General features: G+C 69.4%; 21 protein-coding genes. 5 read left to right on the top strand and 16 right to left on the bottom strand.

Going from position 1 to position 23,556, the window contains the following annotated elements; genetic code table 11:
* Positions 1 to 52 precede the first annotated feature (52 nt).
* From AC0IZS_RS05470 to AC0IZS_RS05460, 3 genes are all read right to left on the bottom strand, one after another.
* The gene (locus tag AC0IZS_RS05470; RefSeq protein ID WP_471634709.1) at positions 53 to 2,254 is read right to left on the bottom strand and encodes a protein-disulfide reductase DsbD family protein; all 2,202 of its coding nucleotides are present in this window, start codon (positions 2,252 to 2,254) and stop codon (positions 53 to 55) included.
* A 58-nt stretch (positions 2,255 to 2,312) separates the two neighbouring features.
* Positions 2,313 to 6,059, bottom strand: a complete 3,747-nt coding sequence (locus AC0IZS_RS05465) for a DUF748 domain-containing protein (RefSeq protein WP_471634708.1) — start codon at positions 6,057 to 6,059, stop codon at positions 2,313 to 2,315.
* 123 nt (positions 6,060 to 6,182) lie between these two features.
* Positions 6,183 to 6,935, bottom strand: a complete 753-nt coding sequence (locus tag AC0IZS_RS05460; protein WP_471634707.1) for an alanyl-tRNA editing protein — start codon at positions 6,933 to 6,935, stop codon at positions 6,183 to 6,185.
* Positions 6,936 to 6,988: 53 nt separating this feature from the next.
* On the opposite strand from AC0IZS_RS05460, the gene AC0IZS_RS05455 reads away from it, so the two are divergent.
* From AC0IZS_RS05455 to AC0IZS_RS05445, 3 genes are read left to right on the top strand one after another with little or no spacing between them, the layout of a single operon-like run.
* Positions 6,989 to 7,501, top strand: a complete 513-nt coding sequence (locus AC0IZS_RS05455; protein WP_471634706.1) for a DUF1569 domain-containing protein — start codon at positions 6,989 to 6,991, stop codon at positions 7,499 to 7,501.
* A gap of 18 nt (positions 7,502 to 7,519) precedes the next feature.
* A complete protein-coding gene (locus tag AC0IZS_RS05450; RefSeq protein ID WP_471634705.1) occupies positions 7,520 to 8,386 on the top strand; it encodes a creatininase family protein in 867 nt (288 codons plus the stop codon).
* A 41-nt stretch (positions 8,387 to 8,427) separates the two neighbouring features.
* Positions 8,428 to 8,892: a GNAT family N-acetyltransferase gene (locus AC0IZS_RS05445; protein ID WP_471634704.1), complete on the top strand. Its 465-nt coding sequence runs from the start codon at positions 8,428 to 8,430 to the stop codon at positions 8,890 to 8,892.
* Between the two features lie 24 nt (positions 8,893 to 8,916).
* Here the strand turns inward: AC0IZS_RS05445 and AC0IZS_RS05440 are convergent, their stop codons facing one another.
* The 11 genes from AC0IZS_RS05440 to AC0IZS_RS05390 form a co-directional block, all read right to left on the bottom strand.
* Positions 8,917 to 9,588 carry a histidine phosphatase family protein gene (locus AC0IZS_RS05440; RefSeq protein WP_471634703.1) on the bottom strand — a complete coding sequence of 224 codons (672 nt, stop codon included), beginning with the start codon at positions 9,586 to 9,588 and terminating at the stop codon, positions 8,917 to 8,919.
* 96 nt (positions 9,589 to 9,684) lie between these two features.
* Positions 9,685 to 10,671, bottom strand: coding sequence for a threonine dehydratase (locus tag AC0IZS_RS05435; protein WP_471634702.1), 987 nt, complete (start codon positions 10,669 to 10,671; stop codon positions 9,685 to 9,687).
* The gene (locus tag AC0IZS_RS05430; protein ID WP_471634701.1) at positions 10,668 to 11,306 is read right to left on the bottom strand and encodes a LysE family translocator; all 639 of its coding nucleotides are present in this window, start codon (positions 11,304 to 11,306) and stop codon (positions 10,668 to 10,670) included. The genes AC0IZS_RS05435 and AC0IZS_RS05430 overlap by 4 nt, the downstream gene beginning before the upstream one ends.
* A 6-nt stretch (positions 11,307 to 11,312) precedes the next feature.
* On the bottom strand, positions 11,313 to 12,038 hold the full coding sequence (locus tag AC0IZS_RS05425) for a VOC family protein (RefSeq protein WP_471634700.1): 726 nt from the start codon (positions 12,036 to 12,038) through the stop codon (positions 11,313 to 11,315).
* Positions 12,035 to 12,913, bottom strand: a complete 879-nt coding sequence (locus AC0IZS_RS05420; RefSeq protein WP_471634699.1) for a PhzF family phenazine biosynthesis protein — start codon at positions 12,911 to 12,913, stop codon at positions 12,035 to 12,037. Before AC0IZS_RS05420 ends, AC0IZS_RS05425 begins: the two co-directional genes overlap by 4 nt.
* 134 nt (positions 12,914 to 13,047) lie before the next feature.
* The gene (locus AC0IZS_RS05415; protein WP_471634698.1) at positions 13,048 to 13,908 is read right to left on the bottom strand and encodes a PhzF family phenazine biosynthesis protein; all 861 of its coding nucleotides are present in this window, start codon (positions 13,906 to 13,908) and stop codon (positions 13,048 to 13,050) included.
* A 28-nt stretch (positions 13,909 to 13,936) separates the two neighbouring features.
* Positions 13,937 to 14,563, bottom strand: coding sequence for a glutathione S-transferase (locus tag AC0IZS_RS05410; RefSeq protein ID WP_471634697.1), 627 nt, complete (start codon positions 14,561 to 14,563; stop codon positions 13,937 to 13,939).
* A 5-nt stretch (positions 14,564 to 14,568) separates the two neighbouring features.
* The gene (locus AC0IZS_RS05405) at positions 14,569 to 15,780 is read right to left on the bottom strand and encodes an aminotransferase-like domain-containing protein (RefSeq protein ID WP_471634696.1); all 1,212 of its coding nucleotides are present in this window, start codon (positions 15,778 to 15,780) and stop codon (positions 14,569 to 14,571) included.
* Between the two features lie 79 nt (positions 15,781 to 15,859).
* On the bottom strand, positions 15,860 to 16,189 hold the full coding sequence (locus AC0IZS_RS05400) for a DHCW motif cupin fold protein (protein ID WP_471634695.1): 330 nt from the start codon (positions 16,187 to 16,189) through the stop codon (positions 15,860 to 15,862).
* A 5-nt stretch (positions 16,190 to 16,194) separates the two neighbouring features.
* The gene (locus AC0IZS_RS05395) at positions 16,195 to 17,151 is read right to left on the bottom strand and encodes a DMT family transporter (protein WP_471639468.1); all 957 of its coding nucleotides are present in this window, start codon (positions 17,149 to 17,151) and stop codon (positions 16,195 to 16,197) included.
* Between the two features lie 2 nt (positions 17,152 to 17,153).
* Entirely contained in the window at positions 17,154 to 17,768 is a 615-nt protein-coding gene (locus tag AC0IZS_RS05390) for a LysE family translocator (RefSeq protein WP_471634694.1), read from the bottom strand.
* Positions 17,769 to 17,915: 147 nt separating this feature from the next.
* Between AC0IZS_RS05390 and AC0IZS_RS05385 the strand changes: the two genes are divergently transcribed.
* Entirely contained in the window at positions 17,916 to 19,382 is a 1,467-nt protein-coding gene (locus tag AC0IZS_RS05385) for an aminotransferase-like domain-containing protein (protein ID WP_471634693.1), read from the top strand.
* Positions 19,383 to 19,492: 110 nt separating this feature from the next.
* The gene (gene cls, locus AC0IZS_RS05380; RefSeq protein WP_471639467.1) at positions 19,493 to 20,944 is read left to right on the top strand and encodes a cardiolipin synthase; all 1,452 of its coding nucleotides are present in this window, start codon (positions 19,493 to 19,495) and stop codon (positions 20,942 to 20,944) included.
* A 22-nt stretch (positions 20,945 to 20,966) separates the two neighbouring features.
* Here cls and AC0IZS_RS05375 read toward each other — a convergent pair whose 3' ends face one another.
* Both AC0IZS_RS05375 and flgL read right to left on the bottom strand, forming a co-directional pair.
* Positions 20,967 to 22,199, bottom strand: a complete 1,233-nt coding sequence (locus AC0IZS_RS05375) for an HDOD domain-containing protein (RefSeq protein ID WP_471634692.1) — start codon at positions 22,197 to 22,199, stop codon at positions 20,967 to 20,969.
* Positions 22,200 to 22,269: 70 nt separating this feature from the next.
* Positions 22,270 to 23,529, bottom strand: coding sequence for a flagellar hook-associated protein FlgL (gene flgL / locus AC0IZS_RS05370; RefSeq protein WP_471634691.1), 1,260 nt, complete (start codon positions 23,527 to 23,529; stop codon positions 22,270 to 22,272).
* Positions 23,530 to 23,556 lie beyond the last annotated feature (27 nt).

The following is a 23,556-nucleotide window of genomic DNA, read 5'->3' as shown; positions in this document are numbered from 1 at the left end:
TGGGTGATGCAGCCCCGGATTTCCAGGCGGAGCCCCTGCCGACCGGCTGGTCTTACAGCGCAGCCACCGCGGCGCGCAGTTCCGCTTCGCCCAGGATCTCGGAGAACACCACGGGCGCCTTGCCGGGGGCATGCAGCACATACACCGGCACGCCGCTGCGGCCCAGCTGGGCCAGGGCGGCGGTGATGGCTGGGTCGCGGCGCGTCCAGTCGGCGCGCAGCAGGGCCACGTTCTTGGCGGTGAAGTCGGCCTGCACGCCGGCGTCGGCCAGGGTGGTCTTCTTGTTGTACTGGCAGGTGACGCACCAGGCGGCCGTGAAGTCCACGAACACCGGCCGACCGCTGGCGACGAGCTGCTCGGCGGCGCCCGGGGTCCATGCCTGCCACTGCTGGGTGGCGTTGCCCGTGGATGCCTGCGCTGACGGTGCAGCAGCCACGTTGGTGACGTGCGGAGCGAAGGTCCATGCCAGCAGCGCCAGCGCCAGGACGGAGACCGGTGCCATGAAGCGGCGCGCGGTGCCCGCGAGCGACAGCGCCCAGGCCACCATCCCGAGGGCCACCAGCAGGATCAGCAGCGCGCCGGCGCCATCGATGCCGCTTTGCTGGCCCAGCACCCACACCAGCCAGACCACGGTGGCCAGCATGGGGAAGGCCATGAATTTGCGCAGCGTGTCCATCCACGCGCCAGGGCGCGGCAGCGCGCGCGCCACGGCGGGCACGAAGGCGGCGGCCAGGTAAGGCAGGGCCAGGCCCAGGCCCAGCGCCGCGAACACGGCCAGCGCCTGTGGGCCCGGCAGCGTGGCCGTGAGGCCCAGCGAGGCGCCCATGAACGGGGCGGTGCATGGCGAAGCCACAGCCACCGCGAGCACACCCGTGAGGAAGGAGTCGGCCACCGGGTGGCGCGCCTGCAGGCTGGCCACCGAGGAGGGCAGGAAATGCCCGAACTCGAACACCCCGGCCAGGTTCAGCGCGATCAGCGTGAACAGGGCCGCCAGCCCCGCCACCACGGCCGGCGACTGCAGCTGAAAGCCCCAGCCGATGGCCTCGCCCGCCGCGCGCAGGCCCAGCATCAGCGCGCCGAGCGCCACGAAGGACAGCACCACGCCGGCCGTGTAGGCGATGCCGCTGAGCCGGTGCGCGCGCCGGTCCTGGGCATGCTGGGCAAAGCCCACGACCTTGATGGCCAGCACCGGGAAGACGCAGGGCATGAGGTTCAGGATCAGCCCGCCGAGCAATGCGCCCAGCAGTGCCGCCAGCAGCGTGAGCGGCGGGGCCGACGAGGTGGAAGCGGGGACACCTGCCGCATTGGCCTTGAGCGCTGCCTCCAGCGCGGGCGACACGGTGGCCGCTGCGGCCACCGTGGGCCAGGCGCCCAGCACCTTGAGCTCGGCCCGGTAGCCCTGGCCATCGGCGGCCAGCACCACGGGCATCGGGTCAGGGCTGTTGCTGCGCTGGGCCGACAGAGGCACCTCGGCGGTCCAGACGGCGCCCTTCCAGGCCTGGGTCCAGGCGGCGGCGTTCTCGATGACCTCGGGCGTCTCTGGGAACAGCTCCAGCGTCTTGCCGCGCAGTTCCACGGGCAGGCCCTGCACGCTCAGCTGCAGCGTGTTGCCTTCGATGCGGGCATTGCTGTCGGGCCGCACGCCCTGCACGCTGCCCATCACCGGGCGGGGCTGGGCCGCCAGGGCGGCATCGAAAGCCGCACCATGCATGGCCGTGGTGCTGCGTGCGGGGATGGTCAGCGTGAAGTCGCCCTCTTCAGGGATGCATTCCTTGCGACACACCAGCCAGGTGGCGTGCAGGCGCACCGTGGCATCGTTCGACAGCGCCTTGGGCGCGAAGGTGCTGGCCACGGTGACCGGCACGGGCAGCAGCACCGTGCCCTCGTAGCCGTAGTTGGCCAGGGTGCCGATGGGGATCTTCCTGGGCAGGGGCCAGGCGATCTCGCCCGCATCCAGCCCGGCCGGCAGGGTCCAGGCCATCTCGATGGGCAGGCCCGAGTCGCCGGGGTTCTTCCAGTAGGTGTGCCACTCGGGCTGGTGCGTGATCTGCAGGCCCAACCACAGCGGCTGGCCCGGTTCGATCCCCTGCGGCGCATGGGCGATCAATTCGGCACGCACGTGCGGCGTGGTCACCACCGCACCGGTGGCACCCCCGGCCTTGGATGCCAATTGGGCCCAGGCGCCGGCCCCGGCGAGCAGGAATGCTATGAAAAGAACAGCTTTGGCAAAAAGGGGCAGCGGGCGTTGGGGCATGTTGCAAGGTGTGAGCGCCCAGAAGACCGTTTGGTTCCTGGGCGGGGAGTAGGCCCCCTTATTGTGTTGCCAGGGTCAGTTGCGCCTGGGGAGACCATTTCTCGGGCTGGGTTCCCGCGCGCGGCGCCGCCAGAAAGAGCCGTTCCACCGGCAGCTTCTGCGCCATCAGATAGCTGCGCACTGCCTGGCCCCGCTGGGTGGCCAGCTCCTGCGCCATGGCCTCGGTGGCGGGCTGGTGGGCCAGCAGCAGGGCTTCCATTTCGGCCGGGGTCAGCTCGCGCGCCAGACCCACCAGGTTGCGCGGCTTGGGGATGTCGGCGCGGCGGTACACCTCCTTGAGCAGCGCGGGGTACTCGGCGGCCTGCACCGCTGCGGTGTCGGCCGGGCTGGCGCGGCGCTTTTCGGCCAGCACCAGTTGCTGCAGGTGCTCGCGCTGCAGGCCCTCGCGCTCGGCCTGCAGGCTGGCCTGGCCGGTCACGGTGATGCGCAGGTTGGGCCGGTCGGTCAGCGCCTTGACCACCTTGGCGAGGTTCTGCTGGGCCTCGGGGGTCAGGCTGGCGCTGCCGGGGGCGAAAGGCACGCTGCCCAGTTCGTCGCCGCCGCCCAGGGCGCTGGCCAGCAGGCTGAAGGGCGAGATCAGGGCCTTGCCGATCAGGTTGACGATGATCTTCCAGATCACCGGGCCCACGCGGAACTCGGGGTCGTTGAGCGAGCCGCTGAGCGGCAGGTCCAGGTCAATCACGCCATTGCGGTCGGCCAGCAGCGCCACGGCCAGCTTCACGGGCAGGCTGTTGGGCGCGCCGGCCACGGGTTCGCCAAAGGTCAGTTGGTTGAGCACCAGCCGGTTGCTGGCCGTGAGCTGGCCACTCGGGAGCACCTTGTAGGCCACGTCCACGCTGAGCTTGCCGCGCTCGATGCCATGCCCCGCGTACTTGACGGCATAGGGTGAGAGCGGCGGCAGCTCCAGGTCGCGCACCTTGCCCGCGATGTCCAGCGCCAACGGCTTGGCCAGCGGGTTGAGCTTGCCCGTAATCTCGAGCGAGGCCGTGCCCTCGGCCTTGCCGCGCAACTCCAGGTCGGCCAGCACCGGCTCGCCCCCGGGCGCCGCGGTGGAAAAGGCGCTGAGCTTGCCCGTGAGCTCCGACAGGTCGGCCGAGTAGTTGGGCTTGATGAAGAAGTCCGAGAACAGCACCTTGCCGTTGACCAGGCTCACCGGGCCGAACTGCACCACCGGTGCCAGCGGGTCGGCAGGCGCTGCCGCCACGGCGGCGGACGCTGCGGATGCGGCAGGCCCCGCCCTGGGTGGCACCGACTTGGCGGCGCTGGCGGCATTGGCCGCCTGGGCCTCGGCCGGTGTCTTGGCGATATCGCCCAGGTTGATGCGGCCGGCTTCGTTGATGGTGATGCGCGCGAAGAAGTCGGCCAGGCTGGTCTCTTTCACTTCGAGCCGCGGCGCCGTGCCGGGGGCGGTGGCCAAGTCCAGGCCGCGCAGGTTCAGGCTCTTCCAGGCCAGCAGTTCCTCGCCCACCTGGGCCTCGGTCTTGGGGGTGGAGGCCGAGGTGCTGTTGGCCTGCAGGTCGTCCACGGCGGCATCGCCCGACAGGCGCAGGCTGGCGCCCTTGTCGCCCTGCGAAAAGGCCACCTGGCCCTTGAATCCCACGTCGGCGCGCAGCAGCTCGATGGCCAACTGGCTCGCCAGGTAGCCGTCGAGCGCGTGCAGCGGCAGGCGCGTGGCCTCGAGCCTGCCCTGCGTGGCCAGCGGCTGCAGCGCTAGCGTGCCCTGGTAATCGAGCTTGCCGGGCGTGCCTTTGCCCGCAGCCACCTGGGCCGAAATCTTGAGCGCCTCGGGCTTGCTGCCGTCGGTCGCGAGGTTTTTGGCCGCAATCCCCAGGGCCGACAGCTCCAGCGCCACGGGGCGGGCCTGGGCGTTGTCGGCCAGCGCAATGGCACCGCCCTGCAGGCTGAAATCCGCCACGCGCAGCACCCACGGTGCAGCGGTGGGGGCGTTCGGTGCTGGGGCATTTTCTTGTACAGGGGGCGTGGTGGCCGGCGCCTTCATCCAGCGCTCGAACATCCAGCGCCCGTCCGCGCTGCGGTCCACCGTGGCCTTGGGCTGGGTCAAGGCCAGGCTCTCCAGCGTGGCGGTGCGGGTGTCCAATGGCACCTGCACGCCCTTGACTTCCAGCCGGCCCAGGCTGGCCAGCACGGTCTTGCCCTCGCGCAGGGCCAGTTGCTCCAGTGCGAGCGCGCCGGCGGTGAGGGTGATGCCCGTGGGCGCCGCAGCACCGGGCTTCACGGACGATGCATCGGGCGCTGCCCACTGCACGCCGATGTCGCCGGTGAGCTGGCCCGACACGGCCGGCTCCAGCGCCTGCGCGAGGTAGGGTGCGGCCACCTGCAGTGCCAGTGCGGTCACGTTCGCCTCCACCTGCGCCTTCTGGTCCGTGGCCTCGCCCTTGAATCCCAGGCTGCCATCCTGCAGCTTGAAGCCGCCCTCAAAGCTCACGGGGTGGGCCCACGGCAGGGCCAGGTCCCTGGCGTCGAGCGTGAACTCGCGCGCCTCCAGTGCGGCGGCGGGGCGGGTGGTCTGGTCGCCCCAGCGCAGCGTGCCGCCGCGCACCAGGGTGTGGGCGATCTCCACCGCCCAGGGCCTGGCGGCCGCGGGCTTGCCCGCAGCGGCCGAGGCTGGGCGAGACGCGGTGCTGGCAGCGCTGGCGGCAGGTGCCGCCGCAGCGGGCGGGCTCTCCGGCGCCAGTTGCGCCAGGTTGATCTGGCCCGCCGCATTGCGCGTGGCGTTGAGCACCGGGGCCGTGAGCTCCACCTGCGACAGGCGCACCACCTGGTCGAGCGGGCGCACGTCGGCCAGATCGATCTTCAGGCGCTCATAGCTCAGCAGGTCCTGCCCCTGGCGGTCCGCCAGGCGCACGCCGCGCGCCTGCACGCTGCCGGTGAGCTTCACGGCCATCTTCGGTGCCTGCTCGAAGGCCACCTTCAGGTCCACGTCCAGCGTGGCGCCCTGCACTTTCACGGGCAGGCTGGCGGGCAGGTAGGCCAGGTAGGGTGCCAGGTCCACGCCGTCCCAGCGCACGCTGGCGTCGGTCTTGCCGGTCTGGGCAAACGGCGTGCCCTGGGCCGAGGAGTCGAAGCGGCTGCCGTTGAGCACAAAGGCCAGGTGCGGCTCCACCTTCACCTCGCGCTGCGAGGGCAGGGTGCTGATGAAGGGCACCTTGAGCGCCAGGTCGCGCAGGCTGTGCTTTTTGCCCACGCTGCGGTCGTCATAGTCGATGCTGCCGCCGATGAGCGCCAGGTTGTACAGCGCCAGGCGGGCCGGGCCCGTGTCGGGCTTGGGTTCGGCGGGCGGTGCCGTGATCTTGGCGATGATGTCGTCCACGTCGTAGCGGCCCTCGCCCAGGTGGGCGATGTGCAGCACGGGCGACTCCACGGTGAACTCGTCCACCACGGGCGCCAGGCGCAGCAGCGATTGCAGCTCGCCATCCACATGCATGCGGGCGATGGTGAGCTGGGGCCTGTCACTGCCTGCGGCGCCCGCCACCGCGATGTCGCGCAGCGTGAGCTCCAGCGACCAGGGCTTGAAATCGATGGCGCCCACCGTGACGGCCCGGCCCAGTTGTTCGCTGGCCGCACGCTGCAGCGGCCCCTTGAGCAGGGGGGGCACGGCCAGCCAGGTCAGCAGCCACAGGGCCAGCAAGGCCGCCAGGGCCATGGCGGCACGGCGCGCCCAGCGGTGCTGGCGCAGGGCTGCCAGGGAGGGGCGGGTCAGGGAAAGGCGCTTGGGAAGAGGCATGGAGGCAGCGGAAAACGTCGAGCGGTCAGGGGGCCATGCCGCGAACGGGCGGCAGGCCGCCCAAGGTACCACCGCGCGGGGCTGCGCGGTGTATCCAGCGGTATGGTTGAGGTTTGTTGACGTTCAGGCGGCGAAGCCCAGCACCACGCGGCGTGTGGTGGCGCTCTTCTTCTCGATCTTGGTGACCACGATGGCGCCGATCTCTGCGGTATTGGCCACGTGCGTGCCGCCGCAGGGCTGCAGGTCGATCAGCGGGGCGCCGCTCTCGCCGCCGATGCGGATGGTGCGGATGCGCCCCGAACCGCGCGGCGGTTGCACGCTCATGCTCTTGACCAGGGCCGGGTTGGCGTCGAGTTCCTCGTCGCTGATCGATGCCACGGTGAGCGGATGGCCTGCGGCCACCAGGGCGGCGATGCCGGCGGTCAGCACCTCCTTGTCGAGCGGGTCGGTCATGGAGAAATCCAGGCGCGCGTACTCGGGCGTGATGGAGCAGCCGTTGACCAGCTGCGGCACCAGGTGGCACAGCAGGTGGGTGGTGGTGTGCAGGCGCATCAGGCGATGCCGGCGTTCCCAGTCGATGCAGGCCGTCACGGGCGTGCCGGTGGTGAGCGCGGCCAGCTGCGCTTCCTGGCCCGGGGCGGGCACATGCACGATGTCGGCGGTGGGCTGGCCTTCGGCGTCCTTGCCCTTGCGCGTGTCGGCTATGGCGATGGCCGTGCCGTCGGCCAGCAGCAGGTGGCCGCTGTCGCCGGCCTGGCCGCCACCCAGGGGGTAGAACACCGTGCGGTCGAGTACGATGCCGGCGTCGGTGATGGCGGTGATGTGGGCGCTGCATTCGCGCAGGTAGCCGTCTTCTCGGAACAGATCGTGGGTCATTCCCGGATGGTAGCGGCTGTGGAGTGTGCTTGCAGGGCGCTACCATGCGGTGCATGAAACGCCGCACCGCCCTGATCGCCGCTCCTCTGGTCCTGGTTCCTTTGCTGGGCTGGGCCGACGTGCCCAAGGTCGCCGACCTGTCCGGCGCGCTGCGCTGGCTCGACCGGATGGAGGCAGCGCCCCAGGCCCGTACCCATGGTGCCTGGCCGCTGGTGGCGGTGCTGGAGCATCTCTCTCAAAGCATCGAGATGAGCATGGACGGATTTCCCAAAGAGAACAGCGCCCTTTTCCAGCGCACGCTGGGGGCTGCGGCGTTCAGCTTCTTCGGCTGGCGCGGGCGCATGTCGCATGGCCTGGCCGAGCCCATTCCCGCGGCGCCAGCGCTCACCATGTCGGGCGACTGGAAGCCCGCAGCCCAGCGCCTGCGGGCGGCGATCGCGCGCTTCAATGCCCATGCGGGGGCACTGCGCCCGCACTTTGCGTATGGCGCGCTGGACAAAACCAGCTTTGCGCGGGCCCACACCTTCCACATCGCCAACCACCAGGACGAGATCGTTCTCGGCTAAGGCCGCTACCATGGCGGCATGACCCAGCCACCGGTGCCTTCCCCTTCCCCACCCGCCGCCACGCCACCGCGATGGTGGGCCGATCTCGGCACGCGCGACTTCGCGCAGCGCAAGGCCTCGGGCCTGGCCGCGCAAACTGTCGCCGTGCTGCCGGTGGCGGCCATCGAGCAGCATGGGCCGCACCTGCCGCTGTCGGTCGATGCCACCTTGCTGCAGGGCGTGATCGACGCGGCGCTGCCGCTGCTGCCGGCCGAGCTGCCGGTGCTCTTTTTGCCGCCGCAGAACGTGGGCCTGAGCCCCGAGCACATCCGCTACCCCGGCACGCTCACGCTGTCGCCTGCCACCATCATCGCGCTGTGGACCGAGCTTGGTGAGTGCGTCGCACGCGCGGGTGTGAAGAAACTGCTGCTGTTCAACGGCCATGGCGGCCAGGTCAGCGTGATGGACATCGTGGCGCGCGAGCTGCGCACGCGTTGCGACCTGCTGGTCTACAGCGCCAGTTGGTTCAGCCTGCCCCTGCCCGAAGCGGTGGCCGGCCAGTTCAGTGCGCAGGAGCACCGCTTCGGCATCCACGCGGGCGAGATCGAGACCTCGATGATGCTGCACCTGGCCCCAGCCACGGTGCACATGGCGCATGCGCAGGACTTCCGTTCCACCTCGCAGGACCGCTCGGAGCAGTACGCCATCCTGGGCAACGGCAAGAGCGCCAAGCTTGGCTGGCAGATGCAGGACTACCACCCGGCCGGTGCCGTGGGCAATGCCGCAGCCGCCAGCGCCGACAAAGGCCGTACCGTGGTGGAGGCGGCGGCCACCCAACTCGTGGCACTGCTGCAGGAAATGGCGGCATTGCCGCTGAGCACCTTGCGTGACCAGCCCGATTGTTGAGGGCGGTGGCCACGCTTTGCACGGCCTTTTGCGTTCATTGAATGACCATGATCAGACCTGCCACGTTCCCCGGCGATCTTCCTGAAGTCATCGCGATTTTTCGCGAGTACGTCAAAAGCCCGGTGGCCAATCTCGATTTTCAGGACTACGAGCAGGAGTTCGCACAACTGCCGGGAAAGTATGCCGAGCCCGACGGCTGCATTTTTCTGGCCGTCATCGAGGGCCAAGTGGTGGGGTGCGCCGCCCTTCGGCGGGTCGATGCAAGCGCCTGTGAACTCAAGCGCGTGTACGTGCGGCCCGCAGCCCGGGGGATGGACCTGGGTCGGCAGTTGGTCGAGCAGATGCTGCACGCCGCAAAAGAGTCCGGCTATCGGCGCATGTGCCTGGATGTGCTGGCGGAATTCGTCGCGGCACAAAGGTTGTACGAATCGCTGGGGTTTGTGCCTGCGGAACCCGTGAGCTTCAACCCGGTTCCGGGAACCCGCTTTCTCGCACTCGATCTGTAGGCGAGCCCGCTGGCCTGCCGCCGGTCAGGCGTGGGTGATCCAGTCCAGGTGCGGCGCTTCGTTCAAGTGCGGCAGGGTGTTGAAGGTCTGCAGCATGAGCCGCTTGGGGCTGATGCTGAACTCCGTCACCGCACTGTTGCGGATGCGCATGTTCAGTGCAATCGTCACCTCGGGCGCGGTGCCCAGCACCTGGCCCACGGCGGTGGAGATGGGGCCGCCGCTGCTCACCAGCAGCACGTTCTGGCCGGTGTGGTGCTGGCGCACATGGTCGAGCGCGGCGCGCACGCCGGCGCTGAACTCGTTCCACGTCGGCATGCCCTGCGGGCTGATGACCCCCGCCATCCACTGCGCGAGTGCATCGCACAGCAGGCGAAAGTGGTGGCGGTACAGCTCGGGCGTATCCGGCTTGGGCAGCGGCTGGGGGTGGATGGCGGTGATCAGCGCATGGCTATCGTACTCGTTGAGGCCGGGCATCTGCAGCACCTCGGGGGTGACCTGCAGGCCCTCGGCAATGCCTTCCAGCGTCTGCGTATGGCGGCGCAAGGTGCCGGTGATCACGGCATCGAAGGCCTGGCCGCGCTCGCGCCAGAATTCGCCCAGGCGCACCGCCTGTTCGCGTCCGCGCGCGCTCAGCTGGTCGTAGTCGTCTGCGCCAAACGAGGCCTGGCCGTGGCGCACGAGGTAAAGGGTTCCCATGCGCCGGATTGTGGGCAGGGGCGGGCCTGGACGTTTGTCGCCCAAGCGACCGGAACCACGCAGCCAGTAGCCTCGGGGACAGGCTCCGCCGCCCGCTCAGCCCGCCAGAACGCGGCTGAACACCGGCGCGTCGACATTGCCGCCCGTGAGCGCCAGGCCCACCGCAAGGCCGCGCAGGCGGTCGCGCTCCTGCAGCGCAGCGGCCAGGGCGGCGGCCCCCGCGCCCTCGGCCACGTTGTGCGTATCGGTGTAGATCGCATGCATGGCGGCGGCCACTTCGGCATCCGTCACCTGCACGATGTGGTCGATGTGCGGTGCCAAAACGGCCAGCGCATCTGCATCGGCCACGCGGCAGGCCATGCCGTCGGCCAGTTCGGTGCTCACGGGTGCCTCGACCACGCGGCCCGCCGCCAGGGAATCGGCATAGGTGGTGGCATGGGCACTCACCACCCCGACGATGCGCACGCCGTGCCCCAGCGCCAGCTTGGCCGCAATGGCCGAGCACGCGCCCGATCCCTGGCCGATGGGCACATAGACCACGTCGAGCTGCGGCACCGCACGCAGGAACTCCCACCAGTAGGTGCTCACGCCGCGCAGCAGGTCGGCGTGGAAGCTGGGCACCATGTGCGCGCCGCGCTCGGCGGCCAGTTGCATGGCGTGCTCGCGCGCCTCCTGGAAGTCGCTGCCATGCTCGATCAGCGTGACGCCCAGGGCGCGCATGGCGGCGTTCTTCTCGACCGAGTTGCCGCGGGGCACGACGATGGTGCAGGCCACGCCGTGGCGCCGGGCGGCCCAGCCCATGCTTTGGCCATGGTTGCCGCGCGTGGCGCTGACCACCTCGCGCGGCAACGCACCGCGCTTGGCGAGCTGGTCGAAATAGGTGAGCCCGCCGCGGATCTTGAAGGCACCCACGGGCGTGTGGTTCTCGTGCTTGAGCCAGCAGTCCGTGCCCAGGCGCTCGCTGAGCAGGCCCCAGCGGTACTGCGGCGTGGGCGCAAAGTCGCAGTACACGACCTCGGCCGCGGCCTCGATGTCGGCCAGGCCCGGCAGCCAGGGCAGGGGAGTGGTCGGCAGGGCGCTCATGCGGCAGGCCTCTTTTCGGTCAGCAGGCGCACGGCCAGCAGGCCGAGTACCGTGCCCATCACATAGCGCTGGGCGCGCATCCAGGCCTGGCTGCGGTTCATGAACAGCGCCACGCGCGCCGCGAACAGCACCAGCAACGCGTTGACCAGCCCGCTGATGCTGATCTGCACCGCGCCCAGGGTCAGGCTCTGCAGCAGCCACTGGCCGCGCTCGGGATGCAGGAACTGCGGGAAGAACGACAGGTAGAACATGGCCACCTTGGGGTTGAGCAAATTGGTCATGAAGCCCATGAGGAACAGCTTGCGTGGCCCGTCGTGCGGCAGGTCGCGCGCCTCGAACGGCGCCGAGCCGCCGGGTTTCACGGCCTGCCAGGCCAGCCACAGCAGGTAGGCGGCGCCCGCGATGCGGATCGCGTCGAAGGCCATGGGCACGGCGGCCAGCAGGGCCGTGAGGCCGAGCGACGCCGCGAGCAAATGAACGCCAAAGCCCGCCAGCACCCCGGCCAGCGAGAGCAGGCCGGCGCGTGGGCCCTGCGTGAGGCTGCGCGAGATGCAATAGACCATGTTGGGCCCGGGCGTGAGCACGAGCAGCAGCGCGGCGAGCGCAAAGAGCATCAGTTCCTGGGGTGCGAGCATGGTGGCTTACTCCGTTGGGGCCATGGAAGAGGGTGGACGGGATTGCAAAGCCAGCGTGCCGCGCGGGGTGCGCAGCAGCGCGTGCAGTTGCGGGGCAGGGCCCTCGGTGGGGGTGACCACGGCGCCCAGGCCAGCGGCGTCGCAGGCGCTGCGCAGGGCGCGCGCGTCGGGGTGCTGCAGCTGCAGGGATTGCAGCTGTACGCCGCTGGCCGGCAGGTGATCGCAGGGGTGCACGGCGCCCCATTCGATCAGCGTGGGCAGGCAGCCGTCCCACAGGCGCTGACCGTCCGGCCGCACGCTGATCTGCCACTGCAGCAAGCCCTGTGGCGTGGGGCGGCTGGCGGAGATGGCGCGGCCCCGGTCCACGCCCAGGGCGGCCAGTACAGCCAGGCTGGCCATCACGTCGGGCACCGAGGCCACCCAGTGGATGAGCTGCGGGCCGTGCTCGGCGACCTGCTGCCGCAGGGCGACGTCGTCCATGTCGAACCAGCGCCGGTCGTTGTCGGGGATGGACTTGCTGCCCTGCGGGTTGATGGCGATCACCTCCAGGTAGGCGCGCGGGTGCGCGGGGCTGGAGACATTGAGCAAGCGGTTGTGCGTGCCCATCAGCGGGTGCTCGCCGCCCGCCGCGGGTGTGACGCCCAGCGTGCGCTCGCACCACTCCACGCCCGTGGCCAGGTCGCGGGCCAGCACCACCAGGTGGTCGACACAGGCCAGGGCCTGGCCCGTCACAGCAGCACCTCGCCCTGCACGCAGGTGACCGAATGGCCGCCGATCCAGATGTCGCTGCCTTCCTGGTCCACATGCACGCGGCCTGCGCGCGCCAGGGCGGTGCCCTGGCTGGCCACATAGTGCGCAGGGGCCAGGCCTGCGCCGATGAGCCACTGCGCCAGCGCCGCGTTCAGGCTGCCGGTCACCGGGTCTTCGGCCAGGCCGTTGTTGCCCGGGAAAAAGGCGCGCACCTCGAAGGCGATGTCCTCGCGGGCGGTGTCGGCACCGATCACGCCGACCTTGCCGCGCGGGCCCACCACGCCGATATCGAGGCCCGCCAGGATGGCGGCATCGGGCCGCAGGGCCAGCACCTGCTCGGCCGATTGGAGCATCACGCCACGCCACTTCGGGCCGTTGTCGCACCAGGCGTGGTGCAGGATGTCGGCGCGCTCCACGCCCAGGCCGCGGGCGATCAGCGCCACGTCGGCTTCGTCCAGCGGGCCGCTTTGCAGGCGGGGCGGGGCGGCAAAGGCCAGGCGTGCGCCGTCCTGGCGCAGCGGCACCAGGCCGGCACCGCATTCCTGCACCACGCGACCCGGCGTCTGCGGCTTGCCGCCCGCGCCCAGCCAGGCGTGGCAGCTGCCCAGCGTGGGGTGGCCGGCAAAGGGCAGCTCACGCCCGGGGCAGAAAATGCGCACGCGGTAGTCGGCACCCGCCGCCCGGCCCTCGGGCGTGGGCGGCAGCAGAAAGGTGGCTTCGGACAGGTTGGTCCAGTTCGTGAACTCCTGCATGGCCTCGGTGGTGATGCCTTCGCCGTCGAGCACCACGGCCAGCGGGTTGCCGCGATAGGCCGTGGCGGTGAAGACGTCGACTTGCTGGAAGGGGCGCAGTTTCATGGGGAGCCTGTCAGGTAAATGGATGGGATGGAATGTACGTGGGCGTAGCGGCCACGCCGGGGGCGGCCCTGGGAGCCAAAGCGGCGCGCCGGGCGGGGTTCAGCCGCTGGCGTGGATGGGGATGCGGGGTGGTTTCACAGCAGCACCGTGCCTTCGATGCAGGTGACGGAGCGCCCGCCCACCCACACCTGGTGATCGTCCTGGCGGATGTGTACGCGCCCTGCGCGGCCCAGGCATTCGCCCTGGGCCACCTGGTAGTGGTGCGGTGCCAGGCCTTCGGCGATCAGCCATTCGGCCAGGCTGGCGTTGAGGCTGCCGGTGACCGGATCTTCGCGGTTGCCCATGGGGGCGGCAAAGGCGCGCACCACCACACCCGGACGGCTGGTGTCGCTGGCATGCGGGCCCACATGCACCACGCCCACCGACTGGCCCAGGTCCATCAGGCGCGCGTGGTCGGGCTGCAGGCCGAGCACGGTGTCGGCGCTGTCGAGCAGCATGCCCAGCCACACCGGGCCGTTGTCGAGCAGCTGCGTGCCCAGGATCTGCGCCGGGCGCACCCCGAGGGCGCTGGCGATCAGCGGCACCAGCGCCGGGCTGGGCGCGCTGCGCTTGAGCGGCGGCGCGGCAAAGGCCAGGGTGTGGTCTTCGCGCCGGATGCGCACCAGCCCCAGCGCGCATTCCTGCACCACCAGGCCTTCCTGGTGCGGTTGATTGCCGGCCTCCAGCCATGCATGGCAGGTGCCCAGCGTGGGGTGGCCGGCAAAGGGCAGCTCGCCCTGCGGGCTGAAGATGCGCAGGCGGTAGTCGGCGCCCTGCGCGCGGCCGGCCTCGGTGGGCGGCAGCAGGAAGGTGGTTTCCGACAGGTTCATCCACGCGGCAAAGCGGCGCATGTCCGCATCGCTCAGGTCCTCGGCCTCCAGCACCACGGCCACGGGATTGCCGTCGCCGGGGTGGTCGCTGAACACGTCGATCTGCTTGAAGGGGCGTGGATGCATGGTGCGGTCTTGCGGGCGGATGGTCCCGTCAGGATAACGCCTGGTCGAGCACGCCGCGCGCCCCCGTGCGCGAGCTCACCGCCTGGTACCAGCGGTCCAGGTGCGGCCGTGCGGCACGCTCCTGGGGCAGGCCCCACCAGCGGTGGATCTCGCAACCGACCGGAATGTCGGCCATGGTGAAGCGGTCCCCTGCCATGAAGGGCTGGCGCGCCAGGTGCGCGTCCAGCAGGTCCAGCAGCGGTTCGGTGGCCGCCATCGACGCGGCGATCAGCGCGTCATTGCGCTGCGCGGCCGGCGTGCGTATCCACTGGATGAAGGCATCGCGCCCCGCCGGGTTCAGCGTGGTCTGCTGCCAGTCCATCCACTGCTCGGCCGCAAAGCGCGTAGCGATGTCCTCCGGATAGAGCTCGCCCGGCGCATGCCGGGCGCACAGGTAGCGCACGATGGGGTTCGACTCCCACAGCACCACGCCCGTGTCCTCGTCCTCGATCAGCGGCACCAGGCCGTTGGGATTGAGGCCCAGGTAGTGCGCTTCGCGCACGATGCCGAACTGCCCGCCGGCATCGGTGCGCTGCAGGCTGATGCCGAGCTCCTGCGCGGCCCAGACCACCTTGCGCACGTTGATCGACGACAGCCGTCCCCACAGGCGCAGCATGTGGCTCAGCCCGGTGCCCGGTGGTCGCGGATGGCCGCTGCCAGCGCCGCGATGCCGGTGGCGATCTGCTCGGCCGTGGACGTCACGAACGACAGGCGCAGCGTGCGGTGGTCGGCATCGTCGGCATAGAAGGCGGCGCCGGGCACGAAGGCCACGTTGCGCTCCACGGCCTTGGGCAGCAGTTCGATGGCGCTCATGCCTTCGGGCAGGCGCACCCACAGGAACATGCCGCCGTCGGGCTTGTTCCACTCGACGGACAGGCCCTGCATCTCCTTGTCCAGCGCGGTCAGCATCGCGTCGCGCTGCTGCTTGTAGAGCGCGCGGATGGTGGGCACGTGGCGCTCCAGGAAGCCGCCCTTCATCACTTCGGCCACCATGCGCTGGTTGTAGCCGGGGGTGTGCAGGTCGGCTGCCTGCTTGGCCTGCAGCAGCTTGGGGTAGACGGCCTTGGGCGCCACCAGGTAACCCAGGCGCAGGCCCGGGGCCAGCACCTTGGAGAACGAGCCCATGTAGATGCAGCCCTCGGGGTTGCGCGCGGTCAGCGGTGCGGGTGGCGGGGCGTCGAACCACAGGTCGCCATAGGGGTTGTCCTCCACCAGCGGCAGGTTCAGTTCGGCGGCCTTGGCCACCAGCTCGGCGCGGCGCGCATCGCTCATGGTGCGGCCCGTGGGGTTCTGGAAGTTGGGCAGCACGTACAGGAAGCGTGCCTTGTCCGCGCCTGTGCCGACCTTGGCCACCAGGTCATCGATGCGCACACCTTGCTCGTCGCTGGCCACCGCCACCACCTTGGGCTCCATGGGCGTGAAGGCCTGGATGGCACCCAGGTAGGTCGGCGTTTCCACCAGCACGCGGCTGTCGGTGTCGATCAGCACCTTGGCGATCAGGTCCAGCCCCTGCTGCGAGCCGGTGGTGATCAGCACCTGCTCCGGGTCCACATCCCAGGGCAGGAAGGCGGCGATGGCTTCGCGCAGGGGGGCAAAGCCCTCGCTCGACGCGTACTGCAGTGCCGAAGGGCCGTCGTTGGCCAGCACGGCGGCTGAGGCGGCCGCGAAGGCTTCGACCGGGAAGGTCTTGGGCGAGGGCAGGCCGCCGGCCAGGCTGATGATGCCGGGCTTTTCGGTGACCTTGAGAATTTCGCGGATGACCGAGGGATTCATGCGCTCGGCACGGCGCGCCAGGGTCCAGGGGCTGGTGTGGGGAAGGTCGTTCAGTTTCACTCTCGGTCTCCTGCGGTGGTCCTAAGAACCTGTTGCAAAGTCATCAGAAAAAAGGGTATTTCACAGCGTCCTGGTGCCTTCAGTCCACGATGAACAGCGTGGCGCCCAAGGGGGCGGTGGATCGGTGCGGTTCTGCATTGTCCGCCACCTGGTAGCTCATCCCAGGAGCAAGGGTGAAGCGGCGGCCGTCCTGCAGCTCCGTGTGCAGCTCGCCCGCCAGGCACAGCAGCACATGGCCCTTGCTGCACCAGTGGTCCGACACGTAGCCGGGGGTGTACTCCACCTTGCGCACGCGCAACTCACCATACTGCAGCGTCTGCCAGAAGGCCTGGCCGGCCTGGGCGCTCTTTTCGACGCGCTCGACCTGGCTCCAGTCGGTGGCGGCGAAGGGGATGTCGTTCATTTTCATGGGCTTCAATCCTTCACGGGCGCGAGCGGGCCTGGGGGTGTTGCAGGTGCGTGCGGGGCGGCCTGGTGCACGGGCATGCGCTTGCCCAGGAACACCGTGGCGATCACGGCCAGGGCAAACCCGACCGTGGTGAGGTCCAGGTGCTCGCCCAGCAGCGGCACCGCGAACAGCAGGCTCAGAAACGGCTGGATCAGCTGGATCTGGCTGACCCGCACGGCACCCAGCGCCAGCGCGCGGTACCAGGCGAAAAAGCCGATCCACATCGAGAACAGGGCCACATAGGCAAACCCGACCCAGCTCATGGTGCCCATGGTCGATGGCACGGCGGGTGCGAACCACCAGGTCACGGGCAAGGTCAGCGGCAGGGCGCAGGCCAGCACCCAGCAGATCACCTGCTCGGCGCCCAGACTGGGGGTCAACCGCGCGCCACCGATGTAGCCCAGGGCGCCGGTGGTCATGGCGATGATCAGGTAGATGTTGGCTGCGCCCAGGTAGAAGCCGCCGGCGCGCCAGGCCATGAAGGCCAGCACCAGGCCACTGCCCAGCACGGCGCAGGCCCAGAAGCCTGCCGACGGGCGCTGCCGGTACCACAGGGCGCCGAGCACGGCCGTGGACAGCGGCAGCAGCGCGGTGACCACGGCCCCGTGCGTGCTGGGCACATGCCGCAGCGCCAGCGCGAGGAACAGCGGAAAACCGACGATGACACCGAAGGCCGTGACGCCCAGCACGGGCCACTGCGATCGCACCGGAACCCGCAGGCGCCCCTGGGCGTGCTGCCAGCCCAGGTAGGCCAGCGACAGCAGCCCGGCCACGGCCGCGCGGCCGAAGGTAACGAACCAGGGCGACAGCTGCGGTGCATCGACCGGCCCGACGGCCAGGCGCGTCATCGGCAGCGTGGCGGCGAACAGGGTGACGCCCACCATGCCCCAGACCAGGGCTTCGCGTTCCTGAGCGTGGTTCATGGTCATAGCGTCACCATCCAGGCGGCCGTCACCACCAGCACGAGGGCCAGCGCGCGGTTGAACCAGAGCAGGCGGGTCCCCTGCGCCAACCACTGGCGCAGCAGCGAGCCGACGAGGGCATAGACGAAATTGCTCGTGAAGGCGAACACCATCATCACCCCGCAAATGATGGCCAGGCGTTCGCCCGGATTGCTGGACGGCTGGCCTGCGGCGTTGACCACCCAGCCCGCGCTGAGCGTGAGCGCCAGCATCCAGGCCTTGATGTTCACGAACTGCAGGCCCACGCCCTGCCAGAAGGTGACGGACAGGCGGGTGCTGTCCACCTGGGTCATCTGGCCGGCGCGGCTGAGCTTCCAGGCCAGCCAGAGCATGTAGGCCACACCGAGCAAGGTCACGGCCATGCGCAGGGCCGGCACGCCGGTGATCAGGGCGCCGAGGCCCAGGCCGCTCACCAGCATCAGCAGCGTCCAGCCGGTGGGCACAGCCAGGCAGAAGTGGAGCGCCCGGCGCAGCCCCAGGTTGGCCGCCAGCGCGGTGGACAGCGTGGTGTTAGGCCCCGGCGAAAAGCTCATCGCGGTGCAGAAGACCAGCAGGGCAGTGAGTTCGGCGGCGGTCATGGGGCGGTTGTTGGAATCGTGGGCTTGTCAGCGTCTGGGCTTCACTGTAATCTTCCGTACCAATACACAACCAGTACAGTACGGCAGCGCAGTTCGCGATCTGTATTGGTTGTCATGGCAGTACACAGGCCTCGTGAGGATTCCCGCATGCTGATGAAGACCACCACCCAGTCGCTGACCGAGCAGCTTTCGGCGCGCTTTGGCGAGCGCATCCGCAACCGGCTGCTGGCGCCGGGTGCGCGCCTTCCCTCGGTGCGCCAGTGCGCGTTGCAGCACAGCGTGAGCCCGTCGACCGTGGTGGCGGCCTACGACCAGTTGCTGGCGCAAGGCCTGGTCGAGGCGCGCAAGAACCGCGGCTTCTTCGTGCGCGAGGTGGCCCCCGTGGGCGGCGATGCGCCGGTTGCCGTGGATGCGATCGCCATGGAGGCAGCGGGCGGCAACTGGACCACGGCCCACTGGTTCGCGGCGCGCGGCGCCGGGCGCGGCTCGCCGCCGGTGAACGCCACGGCGCTGATCCGCGGCATGTTCCACAAGATCAGCGACAAGCCCCAGCCCGGCATGGGCGTGCTGCCGCCGCAGTGGCTCGAATCGACCTTCATGCCGGCGGCTGTGCGCAAGGTCACCAGCACCCGGGCGCTGCAGGAATACTCGCTGCAGTACGGCGAGCCGCTGGGCGACAGCGGGCTGCGCCGCCTGCTGGTCAAGAAGCTGGCCCAGCTGAGCGTACACACCGCGCCCGAGAACATCATCACCACCGTGGGCGCCACGCATGCGCTCGACATCGTGAGCCGCACCCTGCTGCGCCCGGGCGACCCGGTGATGGTGGAGGAGCCCGGCTGGGCCGTGGAATTCGCGCGCCTGGCGGCCCTGGGCATGCACATCCTGCCGGTGCCGCGCCGCGCTGACGGGCCCGACCTGGAGGTCATGGCGCGCTACTGCGAGGTACACAAGCCCAAGCTCTACGTGAGCGTGAGCGTGTTCCACAACCCCACCGGCTACTGCCTGTCGCCGGGCAGCGCACACCGCATCCTGCAGTTGGCCAACCAGCACAATTTCCACATCGTCGAGGACGACACCTACAGCCACATCGCGCCCGAGCATGCCACGCGGCTGACGGCACTCGACGGCCTGCAGCGCACCATCTACGTGAGCGGCTTTGCCAAGATCCTCGCGCCCAACTGGCGCATCGGCTTCCTGGCCGCGCCGCCGGCGCTGGTGGAGCAATTGCTCGATACCAAGCTGCTGGCCACGCTGACCACGCCCGCGTTGCTCGAAAAGGCATTGGCCCTGTGCATCGAGCAGGGCCAGTTGCGCCGGCATGCCGAGCGCATCCGCACGCGGCTTGATGCTGCGCGGGCGCGCAGCGTCAAGCTGGCGCTGAGTGCGGGCTGCACCTTCGCGGCCGACCCGGTGGGCCTGTTCGGCTGGGTGGACACGGGGGTGGACACCGATGCGCTGTCGCAGCGCATGCTCGACGAAGGCTATCTGCTGGCCCCGGGCGCCCTGTTCCATGCCGAGCGCAAACCCAGCACCCTCATGCGCATCAACTTTGCGACCACGCAGGACGCCACGTTCTGGCGCACCTTCGAGCGCATCGTCCAGCAAAGTCGCTGACCGTGCGGGCGCCGTCATCCCGGCTCCCTACAATGGCTTTTTGATCTGATTGCAAGGGAACCATGCAAGCACAAGGACGCTGGGCCGCAATGACCGATGGCCTGCAGTCCATGGTGCAGTTCTTTCCCGGCGGGCACGAGGGCTTGCTGACCGCCATCTCCGTCACCTGGAGCCTGTACATCGCGGTGCTGGCGGTCTGGATCATTCTGCAAAAGCGCGCGCCGGTCTCCACCCTGAGCTGGATCCTGTCGATGGCGCTGCTGCCCTTTGTGGGCTATGTGGTCTATTACTTCTTCGGCCCGCAGCGGTTGCGCAAGCAGCGCATCAAGCGCATGCGCAGCCAGTCGGCGCTGTATGCCCACGCCGATTTCGCCAGCCTGCGCAATACCGCCGCTGCCGCCCCCGAGGCGCTGCGGCAGCTGGTGCTGCTGGGCGAGGCCAGCTGCGAGCTGCGCGTCTCCACGGCCACCCGGGTGGATCTGCTGGTCGATGGTGCCGAAACCTTCGGTGCGATCTTCGACGCCATCCGTGCGGCGCGCCACCATGTACACCTGGAGTACTACATCTTCGAGCCCGATGGCATCGGTACGGCCCTGCGCGACCTGCTGGCAGAGAGGGCGCGCCAGGGCGTGATCGTGCGGCTGCTGGTCGATGCGCTGGGCTCCAAGCGGCTGGGCCGGCGTTTCCTGGCACCGCTGATCGACGCGGGCGTGCAGGTGGCGTTCTTCCATGCCTCGCGCATCGGCCGGCGCGTGCGGCCGGTGATCAACTTCCGCACCCACCGCAAGATCGTGGTCTGCGACGGCGTCGTGGGGTTCACTGGCGGCATCAACATCACCGACGAGGAAGACCAGCGCGCGCGGCGCGATGCCTACCATGATGTGCATCTGCGCATCGAGGGCGGGGCCGTGCGCCTGCTGCAGATGACCTTCATGGAGGATTGGGTGTACACCACGGGCGAGGGCCCCGGGGCCGTGGCACGCGAGAGCCGGCACCTGCTGCCCGCTACCGAGCCGGGCGACCATCCGGTGCAGATTCTGGCCTCGGGCCCGGACAATGCCAACGAGGCCATCCACCGCATGTACGTGGCCGCCATCCACATGGCGGTGGACCGGGTCTGGCTCACCACGCCGTACTTCGTGCCCGGTGAGCCGGCGCTCATGGCGCTGACCAGCGCGGCGCTGCGCGGGGTGGATGTACGCCTGCTGGTACCCCGCCGCAGCGATTCCTTGGTGGTGAGTGCGGCGGCGCGCTCCTACTTCGATGAACTGATCGCCGCCGGCGTCAAGGTCTGGGAGTACACGGCCGGCATGCTGCACTCCAAGACCATGCTGGTGGACGACAACTGCGCCTTCATCGGCACGGCCAACTTCGACAACCGCAGCTTCCGGCTCAATTTCGAGGTCTGCGCCGTGGTCTACGGGCCGGCGCTGGCCCTGCCGCTGGCAAGGCAGTTCGAGGCCGACCTGCGGAGCTCCAGCGCCGTGAACGCACGACGCCGCCAGGCCTTCGTGCCGCGCCTGGGCGATGCCATGGCGCGCCTGTTCTCGCCGCTGCTGTAGCCGCCGCTGTGGCGAAGTTCGGTCAGCGCTGTACTTCGATGTCGGAGAGCACGCGCAGCAGGCCGCGGTTGACCTCTTCGAGGTCCATCTCCTGCGTCTCGCACAGGTGGCGGATGGCGCTCGCGTCACCGGTCTCCAGCGCGCAGGCCATCTGCAGGCTGGCGGCGTAGGGGCCGGTGCGCAGCACGGTGGCATCGTAGATGCGCTCGGACAGCGGGATGCGGTGCAGGATGGTGCCCAGGGGTTCCTGCAGCAGATCGTCGATCTGCGACAGCAGCCCGCACAGGTAGATCTCGCGGCGCAGGTCGTTCTCCACCCCGGCGTTGAGCAGCTGCGTCATGAGCTTGGCGCGCAGCACCATCGACTCGCGCACGGGCTGCATGTTGGGGTCGGTGCTGGCATGGGGCAACTGGTCGGACAGCCAGCGCTTGATGGATCCATAGCCCATCATCACCAGCCCGCGGCGCAGCGAATCGATGCCGGTGCGCAGGCCCAGTGCCGCCGAGTTGGTGTAGACCATGAAGCGGTAGGCCAGCAGCGGGTCCTCACCCATGATGTCCTCGAAGGTCTCCAGCGACTGCTCCGCGTCGATGGCCTTCTGCAGCTTGGCGATCACGGCGTGCGCGGGTTGCTGCGGCGTGTGCCGCACGCTGTAGAGCACGTCTTCCGTGGGCCAGCCGGCCAGGGCCAGGGCGTTGTGCTTGTCCAGGCAGTGCTCCATCAGGGCGCGGCTGGGGATGTTCTCGTACATCTGGCCGGCCAGGATGGGGCTCACGGCCCGGGGGGGCGTGCGGGCCGCCGGGCTGCCGGGCCGCGGGTTGGCCTGCAGGGTTGCCACCGCATCGGCCGGGGTCAGGCTCAGCAGGCTGTTGTCAAAGCACTGCGCCACGGCAGGTTCGGGCAGCTTGCCAATGTCGCCGCGCCAGACCAGCTTCAAGCCGCGCTGGTGCGCGGCTTTCACGAGGGCATAGATGCCCGAATCCTGCAGCCAGTCGCCACGCACCTCGATCCACGGCGCACCCCGGGGGGCATGTTCGAGCATGTCGGCCAGCACCTGGTGGGTCTGGGGCGACAGCAGCAGCGGTGGCGAGCTGGCGGACCACAGCTCCTGCAGCGTGCGCAGCAGGTGGCCGGTATCGACCACGGCGGCGGGGGATTCGTTCTGGACGTAGAGCTGGATGGCAGCGAGTTTGCGGGCACGGTTCCACAGGGGACGGTACCCCAGGATCAGGCTGCCGAGGACGGATTGGACCATGGGCTCTCAGGCGTTGTCTCGTTGGGGGCCATCCCCAGCCAGGGAGTGCGGCTCAGGGCGGGCCCGCTTTTTAACTGATGAAATTGAACAGGGACAGCTTCTGCACCTGGGCATAGGACTTGAGTGCGGCCTCATAGCCCACCTGCTGGTTCTGGAAGTCTGAAATGCCCTTGATCATATCCAGATCCTCGGCCCGCGAGCGGTCGCCCTCCAGCTGGATCGAGCGCTTTTCCTGGTCGCCCGTGATGCGGTCGGCGCGGTTGAGCAACTCGCCTGCGTAGCTGCGCATGTTGCTCATGCGTTCCAGGCCGATGTCCACGTTGGTGAGTGCCTGCCCCACGGCCTGGGTGGCCGCGTTGCTGTTGGTGGCGCCGCGCAGGTCGCGGATCGCGCTGTCCAGGGTGCTGAACACGCTGGCCGTGGGCTGCAGGGTGATGGCGTCCCCGTTCGCCGGTGCGCCGGTGATGTCGAAGGCCAACCCCGGAACGCCAGTCACCGAGATGGTCACCGGCTTGTCCGTCGGGTAGTCGGGCACCACCACGGGGGCAGACACCACGCCGGTGGTGGTATTGGTGATGGTGTAGGTGGCGGTGCTGGTGCCGATGGTGGCGCCGGGCCCCACGGCACTGAAGCTGATCGAGTAGTTGTCCCCTGTCACCAGGGCCAGGTTCGTGGGCTTGACACCCGTGGTCGTCAGTTGCTGGTTGTTGTTGACGATCGCCGGGTTCACCTTCACGTTGTAGGCACCGTCGCGCTGTGGCTGGAACATGAAGGCGAACTCGCCATCCAGGGTGTTGGGAATCGACGTCCCGCTGCTGCCCGACTGGCCGGGCAGCCCGTCGAACAGGTAGTCCGGCGAGGTGGACTGCGGGCCCAGGAAGGGCGCCAATGCACTGCCCAGCGCACCGAGCAGGGGGATGCCGTTGGTGTCCTTGCGGTTGGCCACGGCCTGCAGCTGCTCGCGCAGGCTTTGCAGCTGGTTGGCGATGGTGGCGCGGTCGTTGCTGGTCAGGGTCGCACTGCCGGCATTGACCATCAGCTCGCGGGCGTTCTGCACCAGCCCGATGGCGTCGCCCAGGGCCGATTCGCCCTGGGCGATGGCATTGCGCTGGGTTTCCAGGGCACGCTGCTCGGTCTGGATGCGGGTCAGGCGGGTCAGCGCCCGCTCGGCCTGCGCGGCCGAGACCGGGTCGTCGCTGGCGCGCACGACGCGCTTGCCCGAGGTCAGGTTCTCCTGCAGGTTGGACAGGTTGGTCTGGCGCGCGCCCAGGTTGCGCAGCGCGTTGTCGTACATGTTGGCGGTGCCAAGCCGGTAGATGGTGTTGCTCATGTCGAACTCCTGGACCTGTTTTCAAGC

It is taken from the genome of Acidovorax sp. AC410 (assembly GCF_979253235.1).
This window is presented reverse-complemented; position numbering and strand designations above follow the sequence as displayed.